The organism is Bacillus sp. FSL K6-1012 (assembly GCF_037964915.1).
Classification (GTDB): Bacteria; Bacillota; Bacilli; order Bacillales; family Bacillaceae; genus Bacillus; species Bacillus halotolerans.
On sequence record NZ_CP150175.1, the window covers coordinates 4,145,754 to 4,165,598 of the forward strand.

Here is a 19,845-nt window from a genome sequence, read left to right on the forward strand (position 1 = left end):
TCATTTTAACATATGCAGGCATTTCTTTTCTCACATGTTTATCACTGCACACAGCGGGAAGACAACTAGAAAAAGGAGGATTCGTGTTATGGGAAGACTTGATAACAAAACCGCTGTGATCACAGGCGCTGCGACAGGCATTGGACAAGCAACGGCAGAGGTTTTTGCCAATGAAGGCGCGCGTGTGATTGTCGGCGATATGAATGAAGATCAAATGAAAGAGACAGTCGAAGCGATCAGACAAAACGGAGGACAGGCTGAGGCTTTTCACCTTGATGTGTCAGATGAAGAAAACGTAAAGCAATTTGCTGATCAACTCAAAGACGCGTACGGAACGATTGATATTCTCTTTAACAACGCCGGCGTCGATCAAGAAGGCGGAAAAGTGCACGAATATCCCGTAGATCTGTTTGACCGCATAATCGCAGTCGATCTGCGCGGCACGTTTCTTTGCAGCAAATATCTGATTCCGCTTATGCTCGAAAAGGGAGGCTCCATCATCAACACCTCCTCCATGTCAGGCAGGGCTGCGGACCTTGACCGCTCCGGCTATAACGCCGCAAAAGGCGGAATCACAAACCTGACAAGAGCGATGGCAATTGATTACGCAAGAAGCGGCATCCGGGTCAATTCCATCTCACCGGGTACGATTGAAACGCCGCTTATTGACAAATTAGCTGGCACCAAGGAACAGGAAATGGGCGAGAAATTCCGCGAAGCCAACAAATGGATCACGCCGCTCGGCCGTCTTGGCAAGCCGAAGGAAATGGCGACGGTGGCGCTATTCCTCGCATCTGACGACAGCTCATACGTCACAGGCGAAGACATCACCGCAGACGGCGGCATCATGGCGTATACATGGCCTGGCAAGATGCTGATTGATGAGAAATGGAAGGAAGAAACAAAATAACTGAGATAGTCAGTTAAAAGAATTTATAATAAATAGACGCTACAAAACATTATGTATATATAAATACAAATATAACAAGACCGAGAAAAGATATACTCTTTCCGGTCTTGTTACATAATGTTCAAACTAGTTCTTTATGTATTTTTATTACCAAGCGTTTATTCCGCCAACTATACCGCCAACTATGCCGCCAGTAATTGCTCCGCCGGCACCACCAACGGGTCCGCCAACAGCTGCTCCACCGACGCCTACTGTTGAAGCACCGACTAATGCACCTGAAAAAGCTCCGCCAAGGGCACTTCTCCAACCTCCGCCATCAATTTGTTCCATTTCTTTTACATTCAATTCTGAAAGACGATTATTATTTTCCATTTATGCTATTCCCTCCTTAAAGCCATTTTCCTGCGATTAATGACCCGCCTAAATAACCAACTGACCCTGCAATTGCACCTGCATGGGCACCAAGAATAACACCTGGAACTCCTCCGACTACACCTGCGCCAGCACCTGTAACTACTGCACTGCCAAGATATTTAGCATAACTTCCTCCATCAATTTGTTCAGCTTCTTCAAGAGTCAATGCCTGAAGTTCAACGTCTTTTATGCTTTTTGCGTTCATCAATATTCCTCCTCAAAGTTATTCAGGTAAATAATAATAACTAGTATAAATTTACCATGGGAATTATAATATTACATAATAAATCCTAAATCAATAGTTTTTTCCATAAAATCATCTATAACCTATCGATCAATTTATATATAGTAAAAGAGAGCTTAACCTAATTCAGTTATTTAGGTTAAGCTCTCTTAATTAATTCTCTAATTCTTTTTTCTGCTGCCTGTTTGAAAATTTATATGTAGTATACATGATGAGACTAAAAGGAATTAGCCATAAAATATACATAAGAATTTGGAATAAGAATTCTTTAGTTGTAAAAGGGAATGTAATGATTTTAAATAATACCGACGTTGCCATATACAGAATAAAAGTAAAAACAATTAAAAGAAAGTACGAACTCTTCTTCTTCTTTTTCAGATTTACTCTTAAAATGCCTTTTAACATAGCTCTTAATCCATAATATCCGCTTCCAACAAACAATATGATAATTGTCATTAACGTGCTCGGCATTTTAAACATAATCGAAAGTATAAAAGAGACAAAAACCAAAGCAATTACTAAAAGAAAGCTTTCATGACCTATTTTATTTTCAATATGACTTATTCTCTCATCCTTCATTAGTTTCTTCCTCCCTGTTATGCGTCCAAAATACATCATTCAGAGTAACTTTCAATTCTATACAAATTTTCAAACATAATTGTAAAGAAGGATTATACTTCCCTTTTTCAATTAATCCAATCGTCTGTCTTGTCACTCCAATTTTTTCGGCAAGTTGTTCCTGTGTTAAATTCGCTCTTGTTCTTTCCAACTTCAAATTATTATTCATTGGCAAGTCTCCATTGGTTTATTTATCTGTAGCATATCATATATAAAAAACCTATGCAAACTATATATTGCATTTATCCATATATATTTTACATTTTGTCTATTATATCTTACAATGAATTTTAACATTTATAGGAGTTGGTAAAATGAAATTGTTCTATATCTTTATAATCGCAGGGGGTTTATTTTGTATATCTCTTTCTTATTTTTTTCACTTAGGTGTATTTAATCTTGCTTTATATCTTATCTATATCAATTACGCATTTATATTATATAAACGTGCCAAAAGCTCTAAATAACAATAAATATTTACCTTAAAAAGGTTGACAAACCATGAAAATGTAATAAAATGATGTCTATTCTTTATATTATATATATTCTAAAAAATGACCTTCATTATGGAGAGTAGTATATGTTTTTTAATAGATATCATTGTGTACGACAACTTGATCAAAAAGATTGTGGAGCAGCCTGCCTATCAACAATTGCAAAACATTATGGCTCAAAGCTCTCTCTAGCTTATATACGTGACATTGCTGGAACTGATACACAAGGTACTAGTGCTCTTGGAATGGTAAAAGCCGCCGAACAGTTGGGGTTTTCAGCAAAAGCTGTGCGTGCAGAGCATACAGCTTTTGATCAGTCCATTACTCTTCCAGCAATTGCACATATTATTATAGATCAACAATTATTGCATTACGTTGTTATACATAAAATTAGTAAAGATAAAATTATCATTGCGGATCCTGGAAAAGGGCTCGTTACATATCAAAAAGATGATTTTTTTAAGATTTGGACAGGCATCTTAATACTTTTAGCACCTACTGAGACTTATAAAAAACAGACCGAGACAAGTAATATAAGTGCCGATATTTTCAGGTTGATTCTTCAGCAAAAATCGTTGATTATACATACGTTTTTAGCATCCTTTATTATTACCGTCTTCGGGATCCTCGGTACTTTTTACTTTCAGACGATCATCGATCAAATCCTACCTAATGGATTAAGTAACACATTACATATTCTTTCAATCGGCCTTTTGATTATGTATTTATTTAAGGTTTTCTTAATAGGTTTTAGGCAATACCTAATGATTCTCCTAGGTCAAAAATTAAGTATCTCCATCATGTTTGGATACTTTCAACATGTGCTTACTTTGCCAATGAAATTTTTCAGCAATAGAAAAGTCGGCGAAATTATATCCAGATTTACTGATGCTAATAAAGTGATCGATGCGGTTGTCAGTGCATCGCTTTCGGTCATACTCGATACCATTATGCTTATTATGGTTGGTATTTTCTTATATCTGCAGAATACTACTTTATTTCTCATCACATTGGCTTTCATACCTTTTTATATTTTGACGGTTTGGATTTTTATAAAACCCTACGAAAATATAAATAACACAGAAATGGAAAACAATGCGCAGCTGACTTCAAAGATTGTTGAGACGCTTAACGGCATCGAAACTGTTAAAGCATACAATGCGGAATATATGATGTCATTTGAAACAGAAAAAAGATTTGTGAAATACTTACGATCAGCTTTTAAACACGGAGTTATTGATAACCTTCAGAGTTCCATAAAAATGTTTTTGGATTTAGCAAGCGGTGCATTGATACTGTGGATCGGATCAACTCAGGTCATGAAAGGCACCCTTACTATCGGTCAGCTTATTACATATAATGCCTTATTAACCTACTTCTTAAATCCTTTACAAAACATCATCGGCCTACAATCTAAGCTTCAGTCAGCTTCTGTTGCGTCCAAAAGGCTCGGAGAAATTCTAAAGCTAGAACCCGAATTAATAGAGAAAGAGGCGCGAATAACATCGACGTCGTCAATTACAGGTCCGCTTTCTTTTAAAAAAATCAATTTTCGATACGGAACTCGAAGGCTCATCTTAAAAGATATTACACTGCATATTCAAAAAGGAGAGAAAGTTGCCTTTGTTGGAGAAAGCGGTTCAGGAAAATCTACTTTGACTAAGCTTTTAATGAAATTTTATACAGCTGAATCAGGTGAGGTTTCAATCAATGGTTATCATATAAATGATATTCACATCAATGCGTTAAGGGAAAGCATAAGTTATATACCTCAAGAATCTCATTTTATACAAGGATCAATTCTTGAAAACCTTTTGCTTGGGAACTCAGGCAGTTTTACCTTTGAAGAGATTATAGAAGTATGTAAACAAACTAAAGTACATGATTTTATCAATGATTTACCAATGAGATACGATACTCTTGTAGAAGAAAACGGGTCTAATTTATCTGGAGGCCAGAAGCAAAGACTCGCAATTGCCAGAGCATTATTAAGAAAACCTAACATTCTCATAATGGATGAATCAACTAGCAATCTCGATACGACAACCGAACAGGGAATATCAAAGATGATATACGATCAGACTGTTGATGTAACTACGATTATAATTGCTCATCGTTTGAGTACAATTATGAATTGCGACAAAATATTTGTCATGGAAAATGGAGAAATCATAGAGTATGGGAACCACAATGATTTATTGAAGAAAAAAGGCAAGTACTATGAGTTGTGGGAGAACCAAATGCCATCGAGAGAGATGGTGACAATTTAGATGAAACGTAACTTTTTCAATTTAAATGATTTGAGGGATAGCAGAGAATTCTACGAATCAAAACCCAAACCAATTGGTGTTTTCTTTACATATATACTGATAGCTTTACTTATTGCATGTATTGTTTTTAGTTTCTATGGAAAGAAAGAAGTGATTCTAAAAACGACAGCTGACATCCAATATACCAAGCCTAACAGCAACGTAACAAACGAAGTAGCCGGCAAAGTAAAAACAGTTGATATTAAACAGGTTGATAAGGTGAAAAAGGGAGATACTCTATTAACTCTAGACAATACTGAAATCCAAGCGCAGAAAAAAGCTGTTAAAGAAGATATCAAAGATTTAAAAGAACAAGCTGCGTTAAACAAAACTCTAAAAAAAAGTATTGAAAATGACAAAAATTTATTCAGCGAGAACGATCATTGGGGTTATCAAGATCAATATCTCTCATATGAAAAACAAAGTAATTTGTTAGAGTCATCAAAAGAAAATGCAAAAACTCAGCAGAAAAAACTTAAGAAGCAGAAAATAAGCATAAAAAATAGTCTGGATAAGACAAAAAACAAAGTGAAACTAAAGCTTCAAAGAATTTCTGATCTGCAAGACTCCATTAAAAACAATAAATCCTTTGCCAAACAGGATGATAAGTACAATTCTTACTATAATAGTTATCAAACTAACAAACAAAATGTAGAGCAGCAGCTTGATGATCTACGGAAGATGAAAGATGGGCTCGATAAAAACAGTTTCTCACAGCAGAAAGAGAATCTAAACGGACAGCTTGAAAGTTTAAAACAAGATATGCTAGTAAAACTAAGTGAAGAAAAAGACGAATTAAATCAATCACTTGATGAGATTAACAGTTCAATGAAAAGTGACGATTCTGACAGTGATTCCGATAACTCAGAGGAAACAAATTATAAGCTTTCAATTGAACAGCTTAAAACAAACTTGCTAAATCAAACATCTCAAAAGCAAACAGATCTTCAGACCACTCTTAAATCAAAAGAAGATGATCTAAAGATGATAGATTTACAATTAGAAAAATATAAAATAAAAGCAATTAGTGACGGCTATGTTAATGTACTAACAAATATATCTCCAGGTGACAATTTACAAGCAGGCACTGCTATTTTGACTATTGTCCCTGATAAAGAGAAGCTTAGAGCTAACATTTATATTCCGAGTCATGAGATCACAAATATTAATGAAAAAGATGAAGTAAGATTCCATATTGAAAATACAAATCAAACCATTAAAGGTGTCATTATCAAAATAAGTCCAGACAGTATTAGTGATCAAAATGGGCAAAAATTTTATATTGCTGAAAGCAAAATAGAAAGCAAAGAAATAGTTAAAAATAACGGAACAAAAATACACTTAAAAAATGGCATGCAGACTGATGTATCTATTATTGTTGATTCAAAAAGATATATTGATTATTTTTTAGATACATTAAACTTACATTAATTCCCATCAAGAGAAGTGTGCATATATGCCTCAAAGCAGATGAGCATCTGCTTTGAGGCATTTTATTTTTTTAAGAAAGGTAGAGGACGTATAGAATCATGTTTCAAAACAAACTGTTATTTTTACTCTTTTTATTCTCTTCAATCGTTCGCCTTTTCTTTAATACAGTATTGTTCCCCACTGTAAGCTGGAAGTCTTGGACGGTGAATATTGTTTTTATTCTTTTGTCTCTTCTATTTCTCAATCTCACCTTAAAAGAAAGAAAATCAAAAGACCAAGTATCATAACGACCTAAAGCCCGGATTAAGTCTCCGGGCACTTCAAAGCAATACAACCTTATACTTCTTCACATCCAAAAACTGCAAAAACTCCCTCGTCAGCACTTCCGGCGCATACGCCTTCCCTTCATCGAGCCGATACAATATCAGCCCGATAATCATCGCCGATACATAATAGGCATAAAGCTTTTTCTCCGCAGGAATATTAGTTTGCTGATGTAGATAAAATGATTCCAACGCTTTGAGCATCTCGGGTATCACATGAGGAACACCCGAGTCCCGATTGAGCAAATGGACAATAGGCATGCGGTCTAAAGCAGAAAGCAGGCTGGCGAGCGCCTCCCTCGCTTCCTCTAAAGAAAGCTCATTCGGACTGAAGGCAATCGACAGGTGATCTATGATCTCCGCACACGCTTGCTGAATGATGGTCTGCAGCAATTCTTCTTTACTGGCATAGTGATCATAAAAGGTTGCGCGGCGGATATTGCTTTTCCGGGTAATGTCAGAAATCGTGATGGCCGCGTAGTCTTTTTTCTCTGACAATACGTCCAGCAAAGCCTTCTGCAGCGCTTCTCTCGTTCGAACCACACGCCTGTCGATTTGCTTGTCCTCCTGCCGCTCCCATGACGGAGCCTGTCCAAACAGCCAATAAAACCGCTTTTGAGAAACGAGCTCCCATACTTTTTGGCTGATGGCTTCCGGAGACGCCTCCGCATCCTCATTCAGCCAATACAGGATAATCGCGTACGTGTACAAGGCCCGGTAATGTCCGTAAATTTCCCGTTCGATCGGCGTCAAATTCACATGAATCGGTGCCAGCAACACATCCTGCTGAAACACATCCTTAAAAAAACGATGAAACTGTCCTCTGTTCATCATCGTGCCAAAAAAGGATCGATGCTCGTGGACAAAAGACAAAGTCGGATGCACGGTGTGCCGTTTTTTATTTAAATGGAATGTGTCTATATGCTTGAAGGCGTTATAGAGCGCCTCGCCCAGACCTTCCTTCATGTCTACGATTACATCCTCAATAATGGAGAACTTGTCTTCATAATAAAGATAGAGTGTCCCGCGGCTCACTTGTGCGTGTTCAGCAATTTCTTTCATTGTAATCTGTCGAATATCCCTTTTTTCTAATAAATCCAGAAGCGCCTGTTTGATTTGAGCCTCAGCAGATTCCGGCAAAAGAGTCACCTCCAAACTTAGACAGATGTTCGATATATGTACGGTAACGTATAGATGATTCTCCGTTGTCTTTCTTATAGAAAAGATACCACTTTATAATAGTTCCGAGATAAGCAGAAAGCAAATGAGGGGGATTTTACAATGGAACAGCAAGTAAAAGACGACATTCAGCGCGTCTTCCAGCTTCAGAAAAAACAGCAAAAAGTGCTGCGCGCTTCAACAGCGGAACAGCGTAAAGAAAAGCTTCAGCGCTTTTTGGATTCCGTCATTGCACATGAAGAGGAAATCATCGAAGCGATCCGCAAAGACGTGCGGAAGCCATATCACGAGGTCAAAAAAGCGGAAATCGAGGGTACAAAAAAAGCGATCAGAGATAATATGAACAACCTGGAAACATGGATGGCACCCAAAGAAGTCGGTTCATCCTTAAGCTCTGATGCCAACGGAATCCTTATGTACGAGCCTAAAGGCGTCACGCTTATACTCGGTCCGTGGAACTACCCGTTTATGTTGACGATGGCGCCGCTTGCCGCTTCTATCGCAGCAGGAAATAGCGCCATTGTAAAGCTGTCCGATTTTACGATGAACACGAGCAACATTGCCGCAAAAGTCATCCGAGATGCTTTTGACGAAAAAGAAGTTGCCATTTTTGAAGGAGAGGTTGAAGTGGCCACTGAGCTTCTTGATCAGCCGTTCGACCACATTTTCTTCACCGGAAGCACAAATGTCGGAAAAATCGTCATGACAGCCGCCGCCAAACACTTGGCATCTGTCACGCTTGAGCTTGGCGGCAAGAGTCCGACCATCATCGACAGTGAATACGACTTAATGGACGCAGCGAAAAAAATTGCTGTCGGCAAGTTCGTAAATGCCGGCCAAACCTGCATCGCACCGGATTATATCTTCATTAAAAAAGACGTGCAGGACAAGTTCGCAGGCATTTTACAAACCATTGTCAACGCAGGATTTATGGAAGATGATTACACGCCGGATCGAAACAAATTTACGCAAATTGTCAATGACCGCAACTTTAACCGCGTCAGAGCTTTATACGACGATGCCATCGAGAAAGGCGCCGAAGTCGTGTTCGGCGGCGTATTTGATGCAAGCGACCGTACGATCTCGCCAACCGTTTTAAAAAACGTTACGCCAGATATGAAGATCATGCAGGAAGAAATCTTTGCACCGATCCTGCCGATGATGAACTATGAAGACATCGATGAGGTCATTGATTACGTAAATGACCGCGATAAACCGCTCGCGCTTTATGTATTCAGCCACAACCAAGACCTGATCGACAACGTCCTTCAGCACACCACATCAGGAAATGCAGCGATCAATGATGTCGTCGTTCATTTCAGTGACGTCAACCTGCCATTCGGCGGCGTAAATACAAGCGGAATCGGCTCTTACCATGGGGTATACGGATTTAAAGAGTTTTCTCATGAAAAAGGTGTGTTTATTCAAGCAGCTAAATAAACATGATTTAGAGAATCTGCATCATCTTGCAGGTTCTCTTTTTCTATCATCCCCGACAAAGTTTCATAACAATAAATAAATGTAGTTCACAGAAAAATCATGCATTAACACAAAATAGAAAACTATGTAAAATCCCTTGTGACAGGTTTCTTTGGCGCAGAACGAAACGTTGCAAAAAACCAAATGATGTTTACAGCCGCTGAAGCGAGACAGAGCCCCATCACAGTGATCACATCAGAGAGCGGATGGTCACTGAATATACTGACCATCAGCACAAGGGCGGCAGTAGATAAGTGAATCAGCAAACCCATGCCGCAAAGCGCCGCCATCACATATCTCATTGCATCCACACCCAGCATGTAAATGAGGATAGGAATGAGATAGAAAACAAGTATCATACCAATTGCCGACCACATACCGATAGAGTTGAACTGATTGGCTGAGGACCCCGTGTCTGCCAGCGGAGAAAGTGAAGCCGCAGCAATCATAGCGCAAAAAAGGAATGCAGAAATCGCAGTCATGATCACCACGCGATTTTTTCTGGACATGATCAATTGACACCTCCTAAAATAGGAATATTAACCTTTATTATCATAAAGGAAAAACTAATAGAAATCGATGGGATTTCTAAAAACACCCATAAAAAAAGATATACTCCATTCATTTGAAATAGAGTATAACTGGAAAAAATGTTAAGAACTGAACATCTGATCCATTTGTTTCAGTTCATCTTCTGATAAATGAAGATTTGCTGTTTTGATATTCGTCTTGAGTTGGCCAAGCCGAGTGGCTCCAGGGATGATCAAATCAATCCCAGGCTGATGCAGCAGCCATGACAAAGCGACCTGTGCCGGCTCCGCTTGTTTTTGTTCAGCAAACCGCTTTAATTTCTCCAGCTTCGCTTCGATCAGCTCCCACACCTGCTGCAAGTCACTTTGCTTCTGTTTCAATTTCTCCTGGTAATTTCTTAGCAGCTCGCGCTGAGTATCATCCAAGCGATCTGTCTGTTCCTGCAGGCTGAGGAACGGCTTCATTTCCTCTAAAGACATGGCCGTTCGCCTTTCGTTTAACCGGAGGAAGCAAGCCGATTTTCTCATCATAACGAACCGCATCCTCAGCCATTTGGCACTGCTCCATGACTTCTTTTAATGTATGAAGATTGTTTTTTCACCGTCCGTGGTAGATTTATATAGTAAAAAAGAAAGGATAAAAGACTCATTTTTCAGTAATATCAGGATTTTATCACCATATCATATTGCAAAAGCTTTTTTTACAAAGTATACTGTTCCAGATTAATTCAAAGGAGAGAGAAATATACATGGAAAAACCGGCAGGATTTTGGATTCGTGTTTTAGCTTATTTGATTGATGGCATTATTGTATCTGTTCCTAGCTATATTATTCTATTTATTATCAATTCCGTATTTATCGCTGGATCCATCGCAACAGACCCATACATGACAAAAGACGAATATATGGTGAAATACTTAACGCTTGCCTTTTTGCCAGCCATGCTGATTATGATCGTCATCAGTGTGTTATATTACGGGCTGCTTACAGCTTCTAAAATGCAAGGTACGCTCGGCAAGAAAATTCTCGGGCTGAAAGTAGTCAATGAACAAGGCGGACGCGTGTCTATCGGGCAGGCAATCGGCCGTTACTTTGCGTACATAGTATCTGGAATTATCTTTTATATCGGTTTTATCATGGTGGCATTCGGAGAGAAAAAAGGCCTTCATGACATCATTTGCCGTACACGGGTTGTATATAAATAATTGAAAACATGAAAAAGTCTAGACGTCAATTATGAGTCTAGACTTTTATTTATCTATGATTTCTTCAAGATTGGCTGCCACTTCATATACGTAAGACTCCTCCAAAACCATTCAAACGGTCCCATTCGGAATGCCCGCAGCCAAAGGTGACTGGTGATCATTTGAAGGGCACATACCGCGATCGTGATCAGCACGCCCGCAGCCGGATATACTTTTCCGTATAACCCTAACCCGTAATGATAGAAAATCCACGTACAAATGATTGATTGCATGAGATAGTTGGTAAATGCCATTCTCCCGACTGCGGAAAAGTATTGCAGCGGCTTAGCCAGTCTTGTCTTATGATAAAGATACACAATCGTTGTGACGTAGAAAAACATAAGAAAAGGTGCTCCAACCAGCAAAAATACTTCTATTTCGGTCACACTGTACAATATATGAGCGCTGATGCCAATGACCAGCCCCAACAGCCATACTCTTTTTAACGCTTTGCGGTGCTTTTCCGGCTGATGCAGCAATCTTGATTTTGCCGCCGCGGCGCCCAGCAAAAACATACTGAAATATGGGATGGAGGCAAAAAAGAAATTCAGCGGATTATAGGTCAGCATGCCATTCATTGACATATAAACGAGCCGATCGTGGATTCGCTGTTCCGCAATATCTTTCAAGCTGCCGTTTCCGTAAGCATGCAGCGCCTGCTTCGCTTGCTGAATGGCTGCTTGTGCCCATTCTTGTCCGTTTGCTTGATGAAAGCTTGCCAAAATGAACGGAAGAGAAAACAGGAGATACAAAGAGACTGCCCATATCAACAGTGTTTTCGGCTTTGCTTTTCTGAACAAAAGTAAAACCAAACCAAGCAGGGCGTATTCCGTTAAGATATCCCCGTCCCATATCAAAAAAGCATGAATGGTTCCAAAGATGAAGAGTGCCAATAATCTTCTGATATAAAGCGGGACAAAACGTTTTCCTTTGCTTAACGCTCTCTCCATCATCACCACCATGCCAAACCCAAATAAAAATGAAAACAGTAAAATACATTTGGTTTGAATCAAAAATTTCAATATTTCTGCTGCAGCAAAGTCTGCACCAGACCACTTTTCCGTGAAAAAATTATCCTTTCCAAGCATAGACAAATACATATCCGGATAACTGAAGTGCGCCAAATTCACAAATAGGATGCCGAAAATGGCAATTCCTCTTAACACGTCAAGCACACCAATCCGCTCATTTGTCAGAGTCGGCTGTAATGAAGCCATATGAATCACGCTCCTTTTTTCTATACCTCAATCGTATGAAAAAAAGAAGCGAAGAAACATCGATTTAGGTGGCAGCGCAAAGGAAAAACCTTACAATCTCGTCACCTTCACAATAAAAACCAGGCTTCACAGGAAGCCCGGCGGAGATATTATGGTTTCATGACCTTTAAATCTAATGTCTCGATATTCTGCAAGACACGGTCGAATCGCAAAGCTTGAGGCTCACTCGGGAAAATATGCCCTTCATACGGATCTCCTAACGTGCGGAAAAACGGCTCGAATAAGCCCGGAGCCAATACACCCACCATTTTTGTATAGTGAGAATCCAAGCGATATGAGTGTACAGTGTTGGCAGGAACATGCAGGAAATCTCCAGGATTAAGCTGAATTTCTTCACCATCGGCCCACATCGTCATTTGCCCTTCAAGGCAATAGAAAGTTTCTGTATGATGCTCATGGTAATGATCAACGACGCGATCGCCTTTAGGACCTTCAGATGATACAACGATAAATTGCCCGTCCGTATTCTTTTGCGCAGCCACAATGCGGTGAAGCTGATCGCCCGTCAATAGGCGGTCTCCTTCTCCAGACTCAAGCACATATGGAACAACGCCAGCCGGAAGTTCTGTATTCTCCACTAGTTTTGGAGCACCGGCAGGGGTTTCATCCTCCGCAAATATAATGTCCGCCGCCTCAGCCGCTTTTGCAAAACGCTCTTTTGATACCTCTTCGCTTGCGTGCGGTGGATGTTCAGCGTGATCATACGGCGTTCCAAGCACGGAATACATATGTGCGACATTCCCTTTCATTGTGTAAGACACCAGCCGTGTTCTGTGGCTATGCATCCGGTAGCTGTGCGGCGTTCCGGCCGGAATGTTCGCATAATCACCAGCTACTAAAAGATGATGTTCTCCATCAAGCGTCAGTTCAAGCTTACCGTCAAGAACAAGAAGCCCTTCATGCGTATTTTTGTGAATATGAAGCGGAAAGGCATCTCCTTTTCCCCCAGAAAGCAGCACGATCTCGAACAAACCTCCCGTGCTCTTTCCGTTTGCCATCACTGTCGCGACCTGTCTGCCGAACAAATAGCGCTCTCCCTCTCCGCTGCGAAGCAAGTAAGGCATTTTTTCTTTGGGCAGTGAATGTTTACTTAACGTTTTCATGTTGTTTCCTCCAATTTAGACCAGTCTATATATTTTAGGTTTCCGACTAGACCGTTCTATATAGTTGTAGGGGAAAGGATAACAAATTGCTACCCTTTTTTCCTCACCAATACTGGAATTTGTTCGGCAATGAGAAGAAGGGGCGTTTTGTCTTTATTCGTTAAAGAAAGCATAATGCCGCCTTCAATCATCGAATTAATCAGCATTCCCAGCTGGTTTGCTTCTTCTTCTGCAAATCCCTTTTCCATTAATTTTCTGGCGAAAACCGCTTCCCAGCTTTTAAACACCTTCATGCAAACCGTGCGCAGCGGCTCGCTGATTAACGCCGTTTCACTCGCCAGCAAGCCCACTGGAATCCCTTGAATGCTTTCCGTATTGTCAAACTGGCTGGCGGTTTTTTTGATAAAACGCTGAATCGCTTCAACAGGATCAGAGGATTCATCCATGCTTTTCTGTATCACATGTTCAACGATCTTACCCGTATATGTAACCGCTTCAATTGCTAATTCTTCTTTGCCATTCGGAAAAAAGTGATACAGCGATCCCTTAGGAGCACCGCTTTCCTTCACAATCTGGTTTAAGCCCGTCGCGTGATATCCTTGCAGCTGGAACAGACGTGACGCTGTGTGAAGGATTTTTTCACGTGAATCTCCTCTGCTAGTCATTGAAACATTCCCTCCTAGGTATGGTAGAGCGACTTATATAATATAAAAAAGAACCATGGGATTGTCAAAAGGGGTAAGAACCTCCTGGATGGGGTAAATGTAGACAAACATGTCTAGGAGGGGATTCTCGATGACAACTGATGATACGGTCACCAATACTGAACAGCTTGAAAAACAGCAAAACCCGAAAACGAAGCTCAAACTGAAAAAAGTAAAGGATCAAGTCATCGTCATTACCGGTGCTACAAGCGGAATCGGCCTCGTCACCGCGCGAATGGCGGCCGAAAAAGGAGCAAAAGTCGTCGCAGCAGCCCGAAATGAAGACTTCAGGAGCTCGTTGATGAAGTAAAGAAAAAAGGGCACGAAGCCATCTATGTAAAAGCGGATGTGGGAAAAGAAGAAGACGTCAACCGCATCGCAGAAACCGCGATCAGCACATTCGGCCGCTTTGACACATGGGTTAACAACGCCGCTGTTTCGGTTTTCGGACACGCCATGGATGTTACCACCGAAGACATGAAGCGCGTGTTTGACACCAATTTCTGGGGTCCGGTCTATGGAACAAGGGCAGCCGTCAAACACTTTACAAGCAGAGGCGGTCCGGGTGCTCTCATCAATGTAGGAAGCCTGTTCGGCGACAGAGGAACCGTTATACAATCCACCTACGCGTCTGCGAAATTCGCGCTTCACGGATGGACAGAAAGCATCCGAATGGAGCTTGAAAAAGAACAGGCACCCGTCTCGGTCACACTCATCCATCCAGGCAGAATCGACACGCCTTACAACGAACACGCCAGAAGCTACCTGGACAAACAGCCGGCTCATTACCGCTCTATGATCTACCCGCCGGAAGCTGCAGCCGAAGCCATCCTGTTTGCCGCTGAACATCCGAAACGCGACATGTACATCGGCTCGCAGGCAAAAGCCATCGCCATGCTGGGTGCACTCTTTCCCCGGCTGACCGACAGACTGATGGAAAAAATCATGTACTGCAGCCAGCATGCGGAAAGACCGTCCAAACCGCGTGAAGAAAGCGCGCTTTACCATGCGGGCTACGGCATGCATGACAGGGGGACAAATAAAGGGTGGCTTCGGTCAAGAAGCTATTATGTAAAGGCCACAAAGCGCCCAGCGGTAACTGCGGCTGCGGCTGTCGGGCTTGCTTGTGTCTGGGCTGCCGTTAAACGCACCAAATGAGACCTTCCATCATTTGATTGCACACCATAAAAACCCATGCAGATTTAACATAACGCATGGGTTTTTTGATGTTAATCGACAAAGGCCTTGTTCATACGCTGCAGAAGTTCGCCAAACATCTCTTTTTCATGTATTGACCACTCTTTCAGCATCTGTTCATAACGTTCTAAGCGCATCTGCTGATCTGCCTTTAATGCTTGTTTGCCGAGTTTTGTAATGGTAAACAGACTGACTCTTCTATCGGAAGGATCGGTAAAACGATAGATGAGCTCCTTGGCCTCTAAAGCTGCAGCTTGTCTGGAAAGAGTAGAAATATCAAGCTTAAACGACTCCGCCAGCTCTTTTACACGAGCGGGTCCAAACTCATCCAATTGTCTCAATAATAAGTAAGAGGATCTCTCCAAATTCCCTGTTCTTTTCTCTGATTGATCCAGATAAACAGCTCTCCTGATAAACGTGGTCAGCTCATATTCAATCAATTCGACTGGATTCTGTTTTTGCAATGGCTTTCGCTCCCCATTCCGATGTTTGACATTGACAGCATTCTATATACTTGTATAATACAAATGTATAAGATCTGTATGAATAAGTATTGGATGATAAAATCTATTTATTTACTTGTATAGTACAACCATATAAAAAGAAAGTAAAGTCATTCCTCAGAACAAACAAAAAGGAAGTCAATCAGAAAGGAGGAAGCTGTTCTAATAGAGAGCAGTACTTGCTGTGAAAATCATTCGAATAATTTTGCAAGTGTTGATATTATATGTGTTTTTTATCATCGGAGAAGCACTTCAGCATCTGTTTCATTTACCGATATCAGGAAGCATAGTCGGCTTGGTATTGCTGCTGATCTGCTTAGCCCTCCGTATTGTGCCGGTTGCCATTATTGAAGACGGAGCCGGGTTTTTATTGTCCTTTCTGCCATTGTTATTCATTCCAGCTATGACCGGGGTGATGAAGTATCCATCTCTCGTTTCATTAAATGGGTTGATGTTGCTGATTACAGTCGTTTTGAGCACCATCTTCACGATCATTGCAGCAGGAGCCGCCAGCCAAGTTCTGGAAAAGAGAGCCAACAAACGAAAGGAGAAAAAGAAATGCAGCAAGCATGTATCGCAATCATTATAATTCTTTTGACAGTTGCGGCTTACTTAGCGATGGTACAGCTCTACAAGCGATTCCCTTTTCCATTTCTTATCCCTGTTCTGACAACGACAATTTTGATTGTCGCGTGTTTGGCGATGTTCCATATTTCGTATGAAGGCTATATGATCGGGGGAAAATGGATCAATTCTTTGCTTGGGCCGGCTGTTGTGGCACTGGCATATCCGCTTTATAAACAACGGCACATTATTATGAAATACAGTATTCCCATTATAGGCGGTGTGCTGGTCGGGTTGTGTATGGGGATGATCAGCGGACTCATTTTCGCAGAAGCATTCGGGATCAATCATGACCTCGTATTGTCCATTCTGCCGAAGTCGATCACAACCCCAGTTGCTATCCAAATTGCCGCCGGCCTTGGCGGTGTTCCTTCCATGACAGTCGTATTTGTCATGATCGCGGGTTTTTCAGGCGTCATTCTCGGGCCGCTGATCCTAAACTGGCTTCGTATCCGCAGTTCACTCGGAAAAGGCATCGCATTAGGCAGCGCCTCCCATGCACTCGGCACCTCAAAAGCATTTGAATATGGAGAACTGGCTGTATCCATGAGTTCGGTCTCAATGACACTTTGTGCGGTACTCGGCTCATTCTTTGGGCCGCTCGTCGTCTGGCTGTTTCATATTTAACAAAAAAAGACTGCCTTCAGTGGGCAGTCTTTTTCCATATCTATTTTACGCTGCTGATGCCGAACTGGCGTCTTGGAAAATGGCAAAGAGGAGAAAGTAAACCGATCAAAATAAACAAGCATTTCGCCTGTTTATTTTAATTCTCCAATGTCTTTTAAATATTGTTCCCGTTCTTCTTTCGTCAAACTATTTAAAAAGTCTTCTTTAACCTCTTTATCAAAATCATCCCAGTTTTCAAATCGATCCGCTAAGTCTTTAGAGAAACTCATGCCATCAACCTTGTTAGAATTATAGATTAAATCAGCAGAAAAATGAAACTTTTCTGGGTCCCCGTTTACATAGCCATCTATAATGATTCTCCCCATCGGGTTTATTTCTATTTCTTTTTCAAAGGTTATCGTTTTTATAAAATGATGAATGTCTTCTTTCTTTAATGTCTCTTCTACTTTAGGCTTCATTTTTTCAGCATATTCTTCTGCTTTTTCTCGATCGCTCTTTTCTTCACTGTTCATATTTTTGTTGCCTCCAGTTGTTTCTTTTTCATTGGTTTTATCAAAATAAAAGTATAAGGCACCTGCAATTAAAATTATTATAATCGCACCTGCACTTATCATTTTCCTCATGGTTATCATTGGCAATTCATCCTTTTTATTTTATTATACAAGATATGTACAAAGATTAGGAGTGGCGTAATTGGCTAAGAATAAGTCTATAAAAATTACGGATGAGGATTATAACCGTATATCGAGTGCTGCCTACGATATTCAAAACTATCATATTGGTGAGATTATATATACTAGTAACAGGCAAAAGCTATACGTTATCGATTATAAAAAAACAGAAAAGGGCCTTAACGCTCTTACTCTTGTTTCTCGTGAGGATTACCGTAATTCTCATGAAGGCAAACACCCTGAAAAAATCCAAAACGCCATCATCGCATACCGCGGGTCAGAACCTATCAGCACTAACCAATTAAAAGAAACGATTAAGGAAACAAATCAGCGTGGAAAAAGAGAAGAGCTCATTAAAGAACTAGAGAAAAAAGGGATCAATATTCCAGCTGAAGAAGATGGGTCTTCTTTTGACTCAGTAACAGGTTTCTCTGAATATGCAAATGAAATCATCCAAGATTGGCTTCACATGGATACTAGTTATCTAGTTGGCAAAAAGCCGTTTGATGATGGAACAGATAACCAGGCCATTCAGGCAGATCAATATGCAAAAAAAATACATAAAGACTTTAAAAATGCTGACATTCAAGTAACGGGTCACTCATTAGGCGGATCTAATGCAAGCTATGCAGTCGTGATGAATGACTTTATAGAACGCGGTGTCACTTTCGAGAATCCTAACATATATGAAAACCTGCCTGAGGATGTAAAAGCCCGGGTGTTAAAGGGAGAGTTTCGCAGCCGTTTAACAGAATATATTAATTTAAATGATGGATTATCCTTGCTGAATCGGGATGCTGCTGAAGTAGGCAAAGTAAAAGTGATGTATGACGAAGCTTTGCCGAATGGTGTACAGAATAATAGCCTCCCTGATGAAGTGAAAATGCTGGGCCTTGGACTTAAACATTATGGCAATCAATCTCTTGATATTACACTATTTGCTGAAGCCTTGATGGGAAGTCACGGCTTGGATCGATACAGCTTCCATTCAGATGGCTCTGTCCAAACTGTGGATGATGTTTTAAAGAACAACCCTGACTTTGCATTAGCGATGCTTAAGCAAATGAAATCAACGAATGTAAAGGCCAATACAGGTGTTTCGATTCTGATCAAATCACATGTATTAATGAATACAAGTACTCAGTTGAAGCATATTGCCGAAACGGAATGGTCAAAAATGATACGCCAGATTGAAAGAATCGATGACAAAGTAAAGGATTCAATTGAGGATGTCAGGAATATGCATGCACGAATGGTTGGTTTTGGCGCCTATGATGAATTATCAGTTTCCGATGTCGATGATCTGATCAATAAGATCAAAATGAACAAACCGCACCACCTTTTTTACTCAAAAGAAAAATATGATCAGGCAGTAGATGCAGCGCTCAATCTGCAACACTTTCTACAGATGATTGCAGATGATCTCGGACATATGGGACATGCGTATCATGATGCAGATCTGGCAGCGGCCAGTCGAATGGGGATTTCATAAGGAGAGAAAGAAACATGGATTTTATGAATAAGAAACCAACAGATGCTGACCGTTTTATGCAAAGAGTGACGAGTCAGCATTCAAGCACTTCGATTTTTTCAAACACTAATGTAAATACCTCTGAAATGACACCTGAACAATTGGCGGCGTTCAAAGAGAAGAAGAGACAAGAACAAAAATTGGCGTTGATGAATTCAATCAAAAAACAATTAAGCTATGCATTTCAGGAAGACCGTAAGAATTTGTCTTCGATCCTTGAAAATATTACTGATGCCGAGCAGGCTATAAAGACAAAACGAGAAATCCTCAACCATCATATGTCTGGAAAAGCAATAGATAGTGTCACTGATAAAATGAAAGATCACCTTTCATTTGATAAAGTTCATTCCGATGTTTCGAGTGTAATCAATTCCATTGGCTTATAAGGTAGAGAGTCAATATAGCTTAAAATAAAGAAGATATCATCTCCGAC

General features: G+C 40.4%; 22 protein-coding genes and 1 pseudogene. 10 read left to right on the forward strand and 13 right to left on the reverse strand.

Going from position 1 to position 19,845, the window contains the following annotated elements:
- Positions 1–88 precede the first annotated feature (88 nt).
- A complete protein-coding gene (locus tag NSS75_RS21445; RefSeq protein WP_095712620.1) occupies positions 89–910 on the forward strand; it encodes an SDR family oxidoreductase in 822 nt (273 codons plus the stop codon).
- 147 nt (positions 911–1,057) lie between these two features.
- Here NSS75_RS21445 and NSS75_RS21450 read toward each other — a convergent pair whose 3' ends face one another.
- From NSS75_RS21450 to NSS75_RS21465, 4 genes are all read right to left on the reverse strand, one after another.
- Positions 1,058–1,282 carry a Blp family class II bacteriocin gene (locus NSS75_RS21450; RefSeq protein WP_024123460.1) on the reverse strand — a complete coding sequence of 75 codons (225 nt, stop codon included), beginning with the start codon at positions 1,280–1,282 and terminating at the stop codon, positions 1,058–1,060.
- Positions 1,283–1,298: 16 nt separating this feature from the next.
- Positions 1,299–1,529, reverse strand: a complete 231-nt coding sequence (locus NSS75_RS21455; protein ID WP_024123461.1) for a hypothetical protein — start codon at positions 1,527–1,529, stop codon at positions 1,299–1,301.
- 192 nt (positions 1,530–1,721) lie between these two features.
- Positions 1,722–2,147: a DUF6773 family protein gene (locus NSS75_RS21460; protein ID WP_024123462.1), complete on the reverse strand. Its 426-nt coding sequence runs from the start codon at positions 2,145–2,147 to the stop codon at positions 1,722–1,724.
- A complete protein-coding gene (locus NSS75_RS21465; protein WP_024123463.1) occupies positions 2,137–2,355 on the reverse strand; it encodes a helix-turn-helix transcriptional regulator in 219 nt (72 codons plus the stop codon). The genes NSS75_RS21460 and NSS75_RS21465 overlap by 11 nt, the downstream gene beginning before the upstream one ends.
- Positions 2,356–2,766: 411 nt before the next feature.
- Between NSS75_RS21465 and NSS75_RS21470 the strand changes: the two genes are divergently transcribed.
- Both NSS75_RS21470 and NSS75_RS21475 read left to right on the forward strand, forming a co-directional pair.
- Positions 2,767–4,950, forward strand: coding sequence for a peptide cleavage/export ABC transporter (locus tag NSS75_RS21470; RefSeq protein ID WP_024123465.1), 2,184 nt, complete (start codon positions 2,767–2,769; stop codon positions 4,948–4,950).
- Positions 4,951–6,420, forward strand: a complete 1,470-nt coding sequence (locus NSS75_RS21475) for an HlyD family efflux transporter periplasmic adaptor subunit (protein WP_268542295.1) — start codon at positions 4,951–4,953, stop codon at positions 6,418–6,420. It begins immediately after the preceding gene.
- 320 nt (positions 6,421–6,740) lie between these two features.
- Here NSS75_RS21475 and NSS75_RS21480 read toward each other — a convergent pair whose 3' ends face one another.
- Positions 6,741–7,883, reverse strand: a complete 1,143-nt coding sequence (locus tag NSS75_RS21480; RefSeq protein ID WP_339235056.1) for a TetR/AcrR family transcriptional regulator — start codon at positions 7,881–7,883, stop codon at positions 6,741–6,743.
- Positions 7,884–8,024: 141 nt separating this feature from the next.
- On the opposite strand from NSS75_RS21480, the gene NSS75_RS21485 reads away from it, so the two are divergent.
- Complete coding sequence (locus NSS75_RS21485; RefSeq protein WP_339235058.1) at positions 8,025–9,362, forward strand: aldehyde dehydrogenase family protein; 1,338 nt, start codon at positions 8,025–8,027, stop codon at positions 9,360–9,362.
- A 122-nt stretch (positions 9,363–9,484) separates the two neighbouring features.
- Here NSS75_RS21485 and NSS75_RS21490 read toward each other — a convergent pair whose 3' ends face one another.
- From NSS75_RS21490 to NSS75_RS21500, 3 genes are all read right to left on the reverse strand, one after another.
- Positions 9,485–9,910, reverse strand: a complete 426-nt coding sequence (locus tag NSS75_RS21490; RefSeq protein ID WP_213418170.1) for a DUF5391 family protein — start codon at positions 9,908–9,910, stop codon at positions 9,485–9,487.
- Between the two features lie 144 nt (positions 9,911–10,054).
- Positions 10,055–10,411 (reverse strand): aldo/keto reductase, encoded by a 357-nt coding sequence (locus NSS75_RS21495; protein WP_339235062.1) that lies wholly within the window; start codon positions 10,409–10,411, stop codon positions 10,055–10,057.
- Positions 10,350–10,484: a hypothetical protein gene (locus NSS75_RS21500; protein ID WP_339235065.1), complete on the reverse strand. Its 135-nt coding sequence runs from the start codon at positions 10,482–10,484 to the stop codon at positions 10,350–10,352. Before NSS75_RS21500 ends, NSS75_RS21495 begins: the two co-directional genes overlap by 62 nt.
- A gap of 196 nt (positions 10,485–10,680) precedes the next feature.
- On the opposite strand from NSS75_RS21500, the gene NSS75_RS21505 reads away from it, so the two are divergent.
- Positions 10,681–11,136 carry an RDD family protein gene (locus NSS75_RS21505; protein ID WP_024123472.1) on the forward strand — a complete coding sequence of 152 codons (456 nt, stop codon included), beginning with the start codon at positions 10,681–10,683 and terminating at the stop codon, positions 11,134–11,136.
- Between the two features lie 53 nt (positions 11,137–11,189).
- Here NSS75_RS21505 and NSS75_RS21510 read toward each other — a convergent pair whose 3' ends face one another.
- The 3 genes from NSS75_RS21510 to yxaF form a co-directional block, all read right to left on the reverse strand.
- On the reverse strand, positions 11,190–12,392 hold the full coding sequence (locus tag NSS75_RS21510) for a DUF418 domain-containing protein (RefSeq protein WP_095712615.1): 1,203 nt from the start codon (positions 12,390–12,392) through the stop codon (positions 11,190–11,192).
- Between the two features lie 149 nt (positions 12,393–12,541).
- Positions 12,542–13,555: a quercetin 2,3-dioxygenase gene (locus NSS75_RS21515; protein ID WP_339235072.1), complete on the reverse strand. Its 1,014-nt coding sequence runs from the start codon at positions 13,553–13,555 to the stop codon at positions 12,542–12,544.
- 89 nt (positions 13,556–13,644) lie between these two features.
- A complete protein-coding gene (yxaF, locus tag NSS75_RS21520) occupies positions 13,645–14,220 on the reverse strand; it encodes a transcriptional regulator YxaF (protein WP_326373955.1) in 576 nt (191 codons plus the stop codon).
- Between the two features lie 130 nt (positions 14,221–14,350).
- On the opposite strand from yxaF, the pseudogene NSS75_RS21525 reads away from it, so the two are divergent.
- Positions 14,351–15,417, forward strand: a pseudogene (locus tag NSS75_RS21525) (SDR family oxidoreductase).
- Positions 15,418–15,488: 71 nt separating this feature from the next.
- On the opposite strand, the gene NSS75_RS21530 reads toward NSS75_RS21525, so the two are convergent.
- On the reverse strand, positions 15,489–15,920 hold the full coding sequence (locus tag NSS75_RS21530) for a MarR family transcriptional regulator (RefSeq protein ID WP_095712611.1): 432 nt from the start codon (positions 15,918–15,920) through the stop codon (positions 15,489–15,491).
- Positions 15,921–16,143: 223 nt separating this feature from the next.
- Between NSS75_RS21530 and NSS75_RS21535 the strand changes: the two genes are divergently transcribed.
- Together NSS75_RS21535 and NSS75_RS21540 are read left to right on the forward strand one after the other, a co-directional pair.
- Positions 16,144–16,548: a CidA/LrgA family holin-like protein gene (locus tag NSS75_RS21535; protein WP_095712610.1), complete on the forward strand. Its 405-nt coding sequence runs from the start codon at positions 16,144–16,146 to the stop codon at positions 16,546–16,548.
- Positions 16,518–17,210, forward strand: a complete 693-nt coding sequence (locus NSS75_RS21540; protein WP_095712609.1) for an LrgB family protein — start codon at positions 16,518–16,520, stop codon at positions 17,208–17,210. The genes NSS75_RS21535 and NSS75_RS21540 overlap by 31 nt, the downstream gene beginning before the upstream one ends.
- A gap of 131 nt (positions 17,211–17,341) precedes the next feature.
- Here the strand turns inward: NSS75_RS21540 and NSS75_RS21545 are convergent, their stop codons facing one another.
- Positions 17,342–17,842, reverse strand: a complete 501-nt coding sequence (locus tag NSS75_RS21545) for a DUF1433 domain-containing protein (protein ID WP_198098237.1) — start codon at positions 17,840–17,842, stop codon at positions 17,342–17,344.
- Between the two features lie 61 nt (positions 17,843–17,903).
- Between NSS75_RS21545 and NSS75_RS21550 the strand changes: the two genes are divergently transcribed.
- Positions 17,904–19,373, forward strand: a complete 1,470-nt coding sequence (locus NSS75_RS21550) for a lipase (RefSeq protein WP_339235082.1) — start codon at positions 17,904–17,906, stop codon at positions 19,371–19,373.
- A gap of 14 nt (positions 19,374–19,387) precedes the next feature.
- Entirely contained in the window at positions 19,388–19,798 is a 411-nt protein-coding gene (locus tag NSS75_RS21555; RefSeq protein WP_024123478.1) for a hypothetical protein, read from the forward strand.
- Positions 19,799–19,845 lie beyond the last annotated feature (47 nt).

Coding starts and splice junctions, on each gene's coding strand:
- NSS75_RS21500 (WP_339235065.1), bottom strand. CDS start 10,484: ATGGCTGAGGATGCGGTTCGTTATGATGAGAAAATCGGCTTGCTTCCT.
- NSS75_RS21470 (WP_024123465.1), top strand. CDS start 2,767: ATGTTTTTTAATAGATATCATTGTGTACGACAACTTGATCAAAAAGAT.
- NSS75_RS21445 (WP_095712620.1), top strand. CDS start 89: ATGGGAAGACTTGATAACAAAACCGCTGTGATCACAGGCGCTGCGACA.
- NSS75_RS21460 (WP_024123462.1), bottom strand. CDS start 2,147: ATGAAGGATGAGAGAATAAGTCATATTGAAAATAAAATAGGTCATGAA.
- yxaF (WP_326373955.1), bottom strand. CDS start 14,220: ATGACTAGCAGAGGAGATTCACGTGAAAAAATCCTTCACACAGCGTCA.
- NSS75_RS21515 (WP_339235072.1), bottom strand. CDS start 13,555: ATGAAAACGTTAAGTAAACATTCACTGCCCAAAGAAAAAATGCCTTAC.
- NSS75_RS21495 (WP_339235062.1), bottom strand. CDS start 10,411: ATGTCTTTAGAGGAAATGAAGCCGTTCCTCAGCCTGCAGGAACAGACA.
- NSS75_RS21545 (WP_198098237.1), bottom strand. CDS start 17,842: ATGATAACCATGAGGAAAATGATAAGTGCAGGTGCGATTATAATAATT.
- NSS75_RS21450 (WP_024123460.1), bottom strand. CDS start 1,282: ATGGAAAATAATAATCGTCTTTCAGAATTGAATGTAAAAGAAATGGAA.
- NSS75_RS21540 (WP_095712609.1), top strand. CDS start 16,518: ATGCAGCAAGCATGTATCGCAATCATTATAATTCTTTTGACAGTTGCG.
- NSS75_RS21455 (WP_024123461.1), bottom strand. CDS start 1,529: ATGAACGCAAAAAGCATAAAAGACGTTGAACTTCAGGCATTGACTCTT.
- NSS75_RS21475 (WP_268542295.1), top strand. CDS start 4,951: ATGAAACGTAACTTTTTCAATTTAAATGATTTGAGGGATAGCAGAGAA.
- NSS75_RS21555 (WP_024123478.1), top strand. CDS start 19,388: ATGGATTTTATGAATAAGAAACCAACAGATGCTGACCGTTTTATGCAA.
- NSS75_RS21465 (WP_024123463.1), bottom strand. CDS start 2,355: ATGAATAATAATTTGAAGTTGGAAAGAACAAGAGCGAATTTAACACAG.
- NSS75_RS21490 (WP_213418170.1), bottom strand. CDS start 9,910: ATGTCCAGAAAAAATCGCGTGGTGATCATGACTGCGATTTCTGCATTC.
- NSS75_RS21510 (WP_095712615.1), bottom strand. CDS start 12,392: ATGGCTTCATTACAGCCGACTCTGACAAATGAGCGGATTGGTGTGCTT.
- NSS75_RS21485 (WP_339235058.1), top strand. CDS start 8,025: ATGGAACAGCAAGTAAAAGACGACATTCAGCGCGTCTTCCAGCTTCAG.
- NSS75_RS21505 (WP_024123472.1), top strand. CDS start 10,681: ATGGAAAAACCGGCAGGATTTTGGATTCGTGTTTTAGCTTATTTGATT.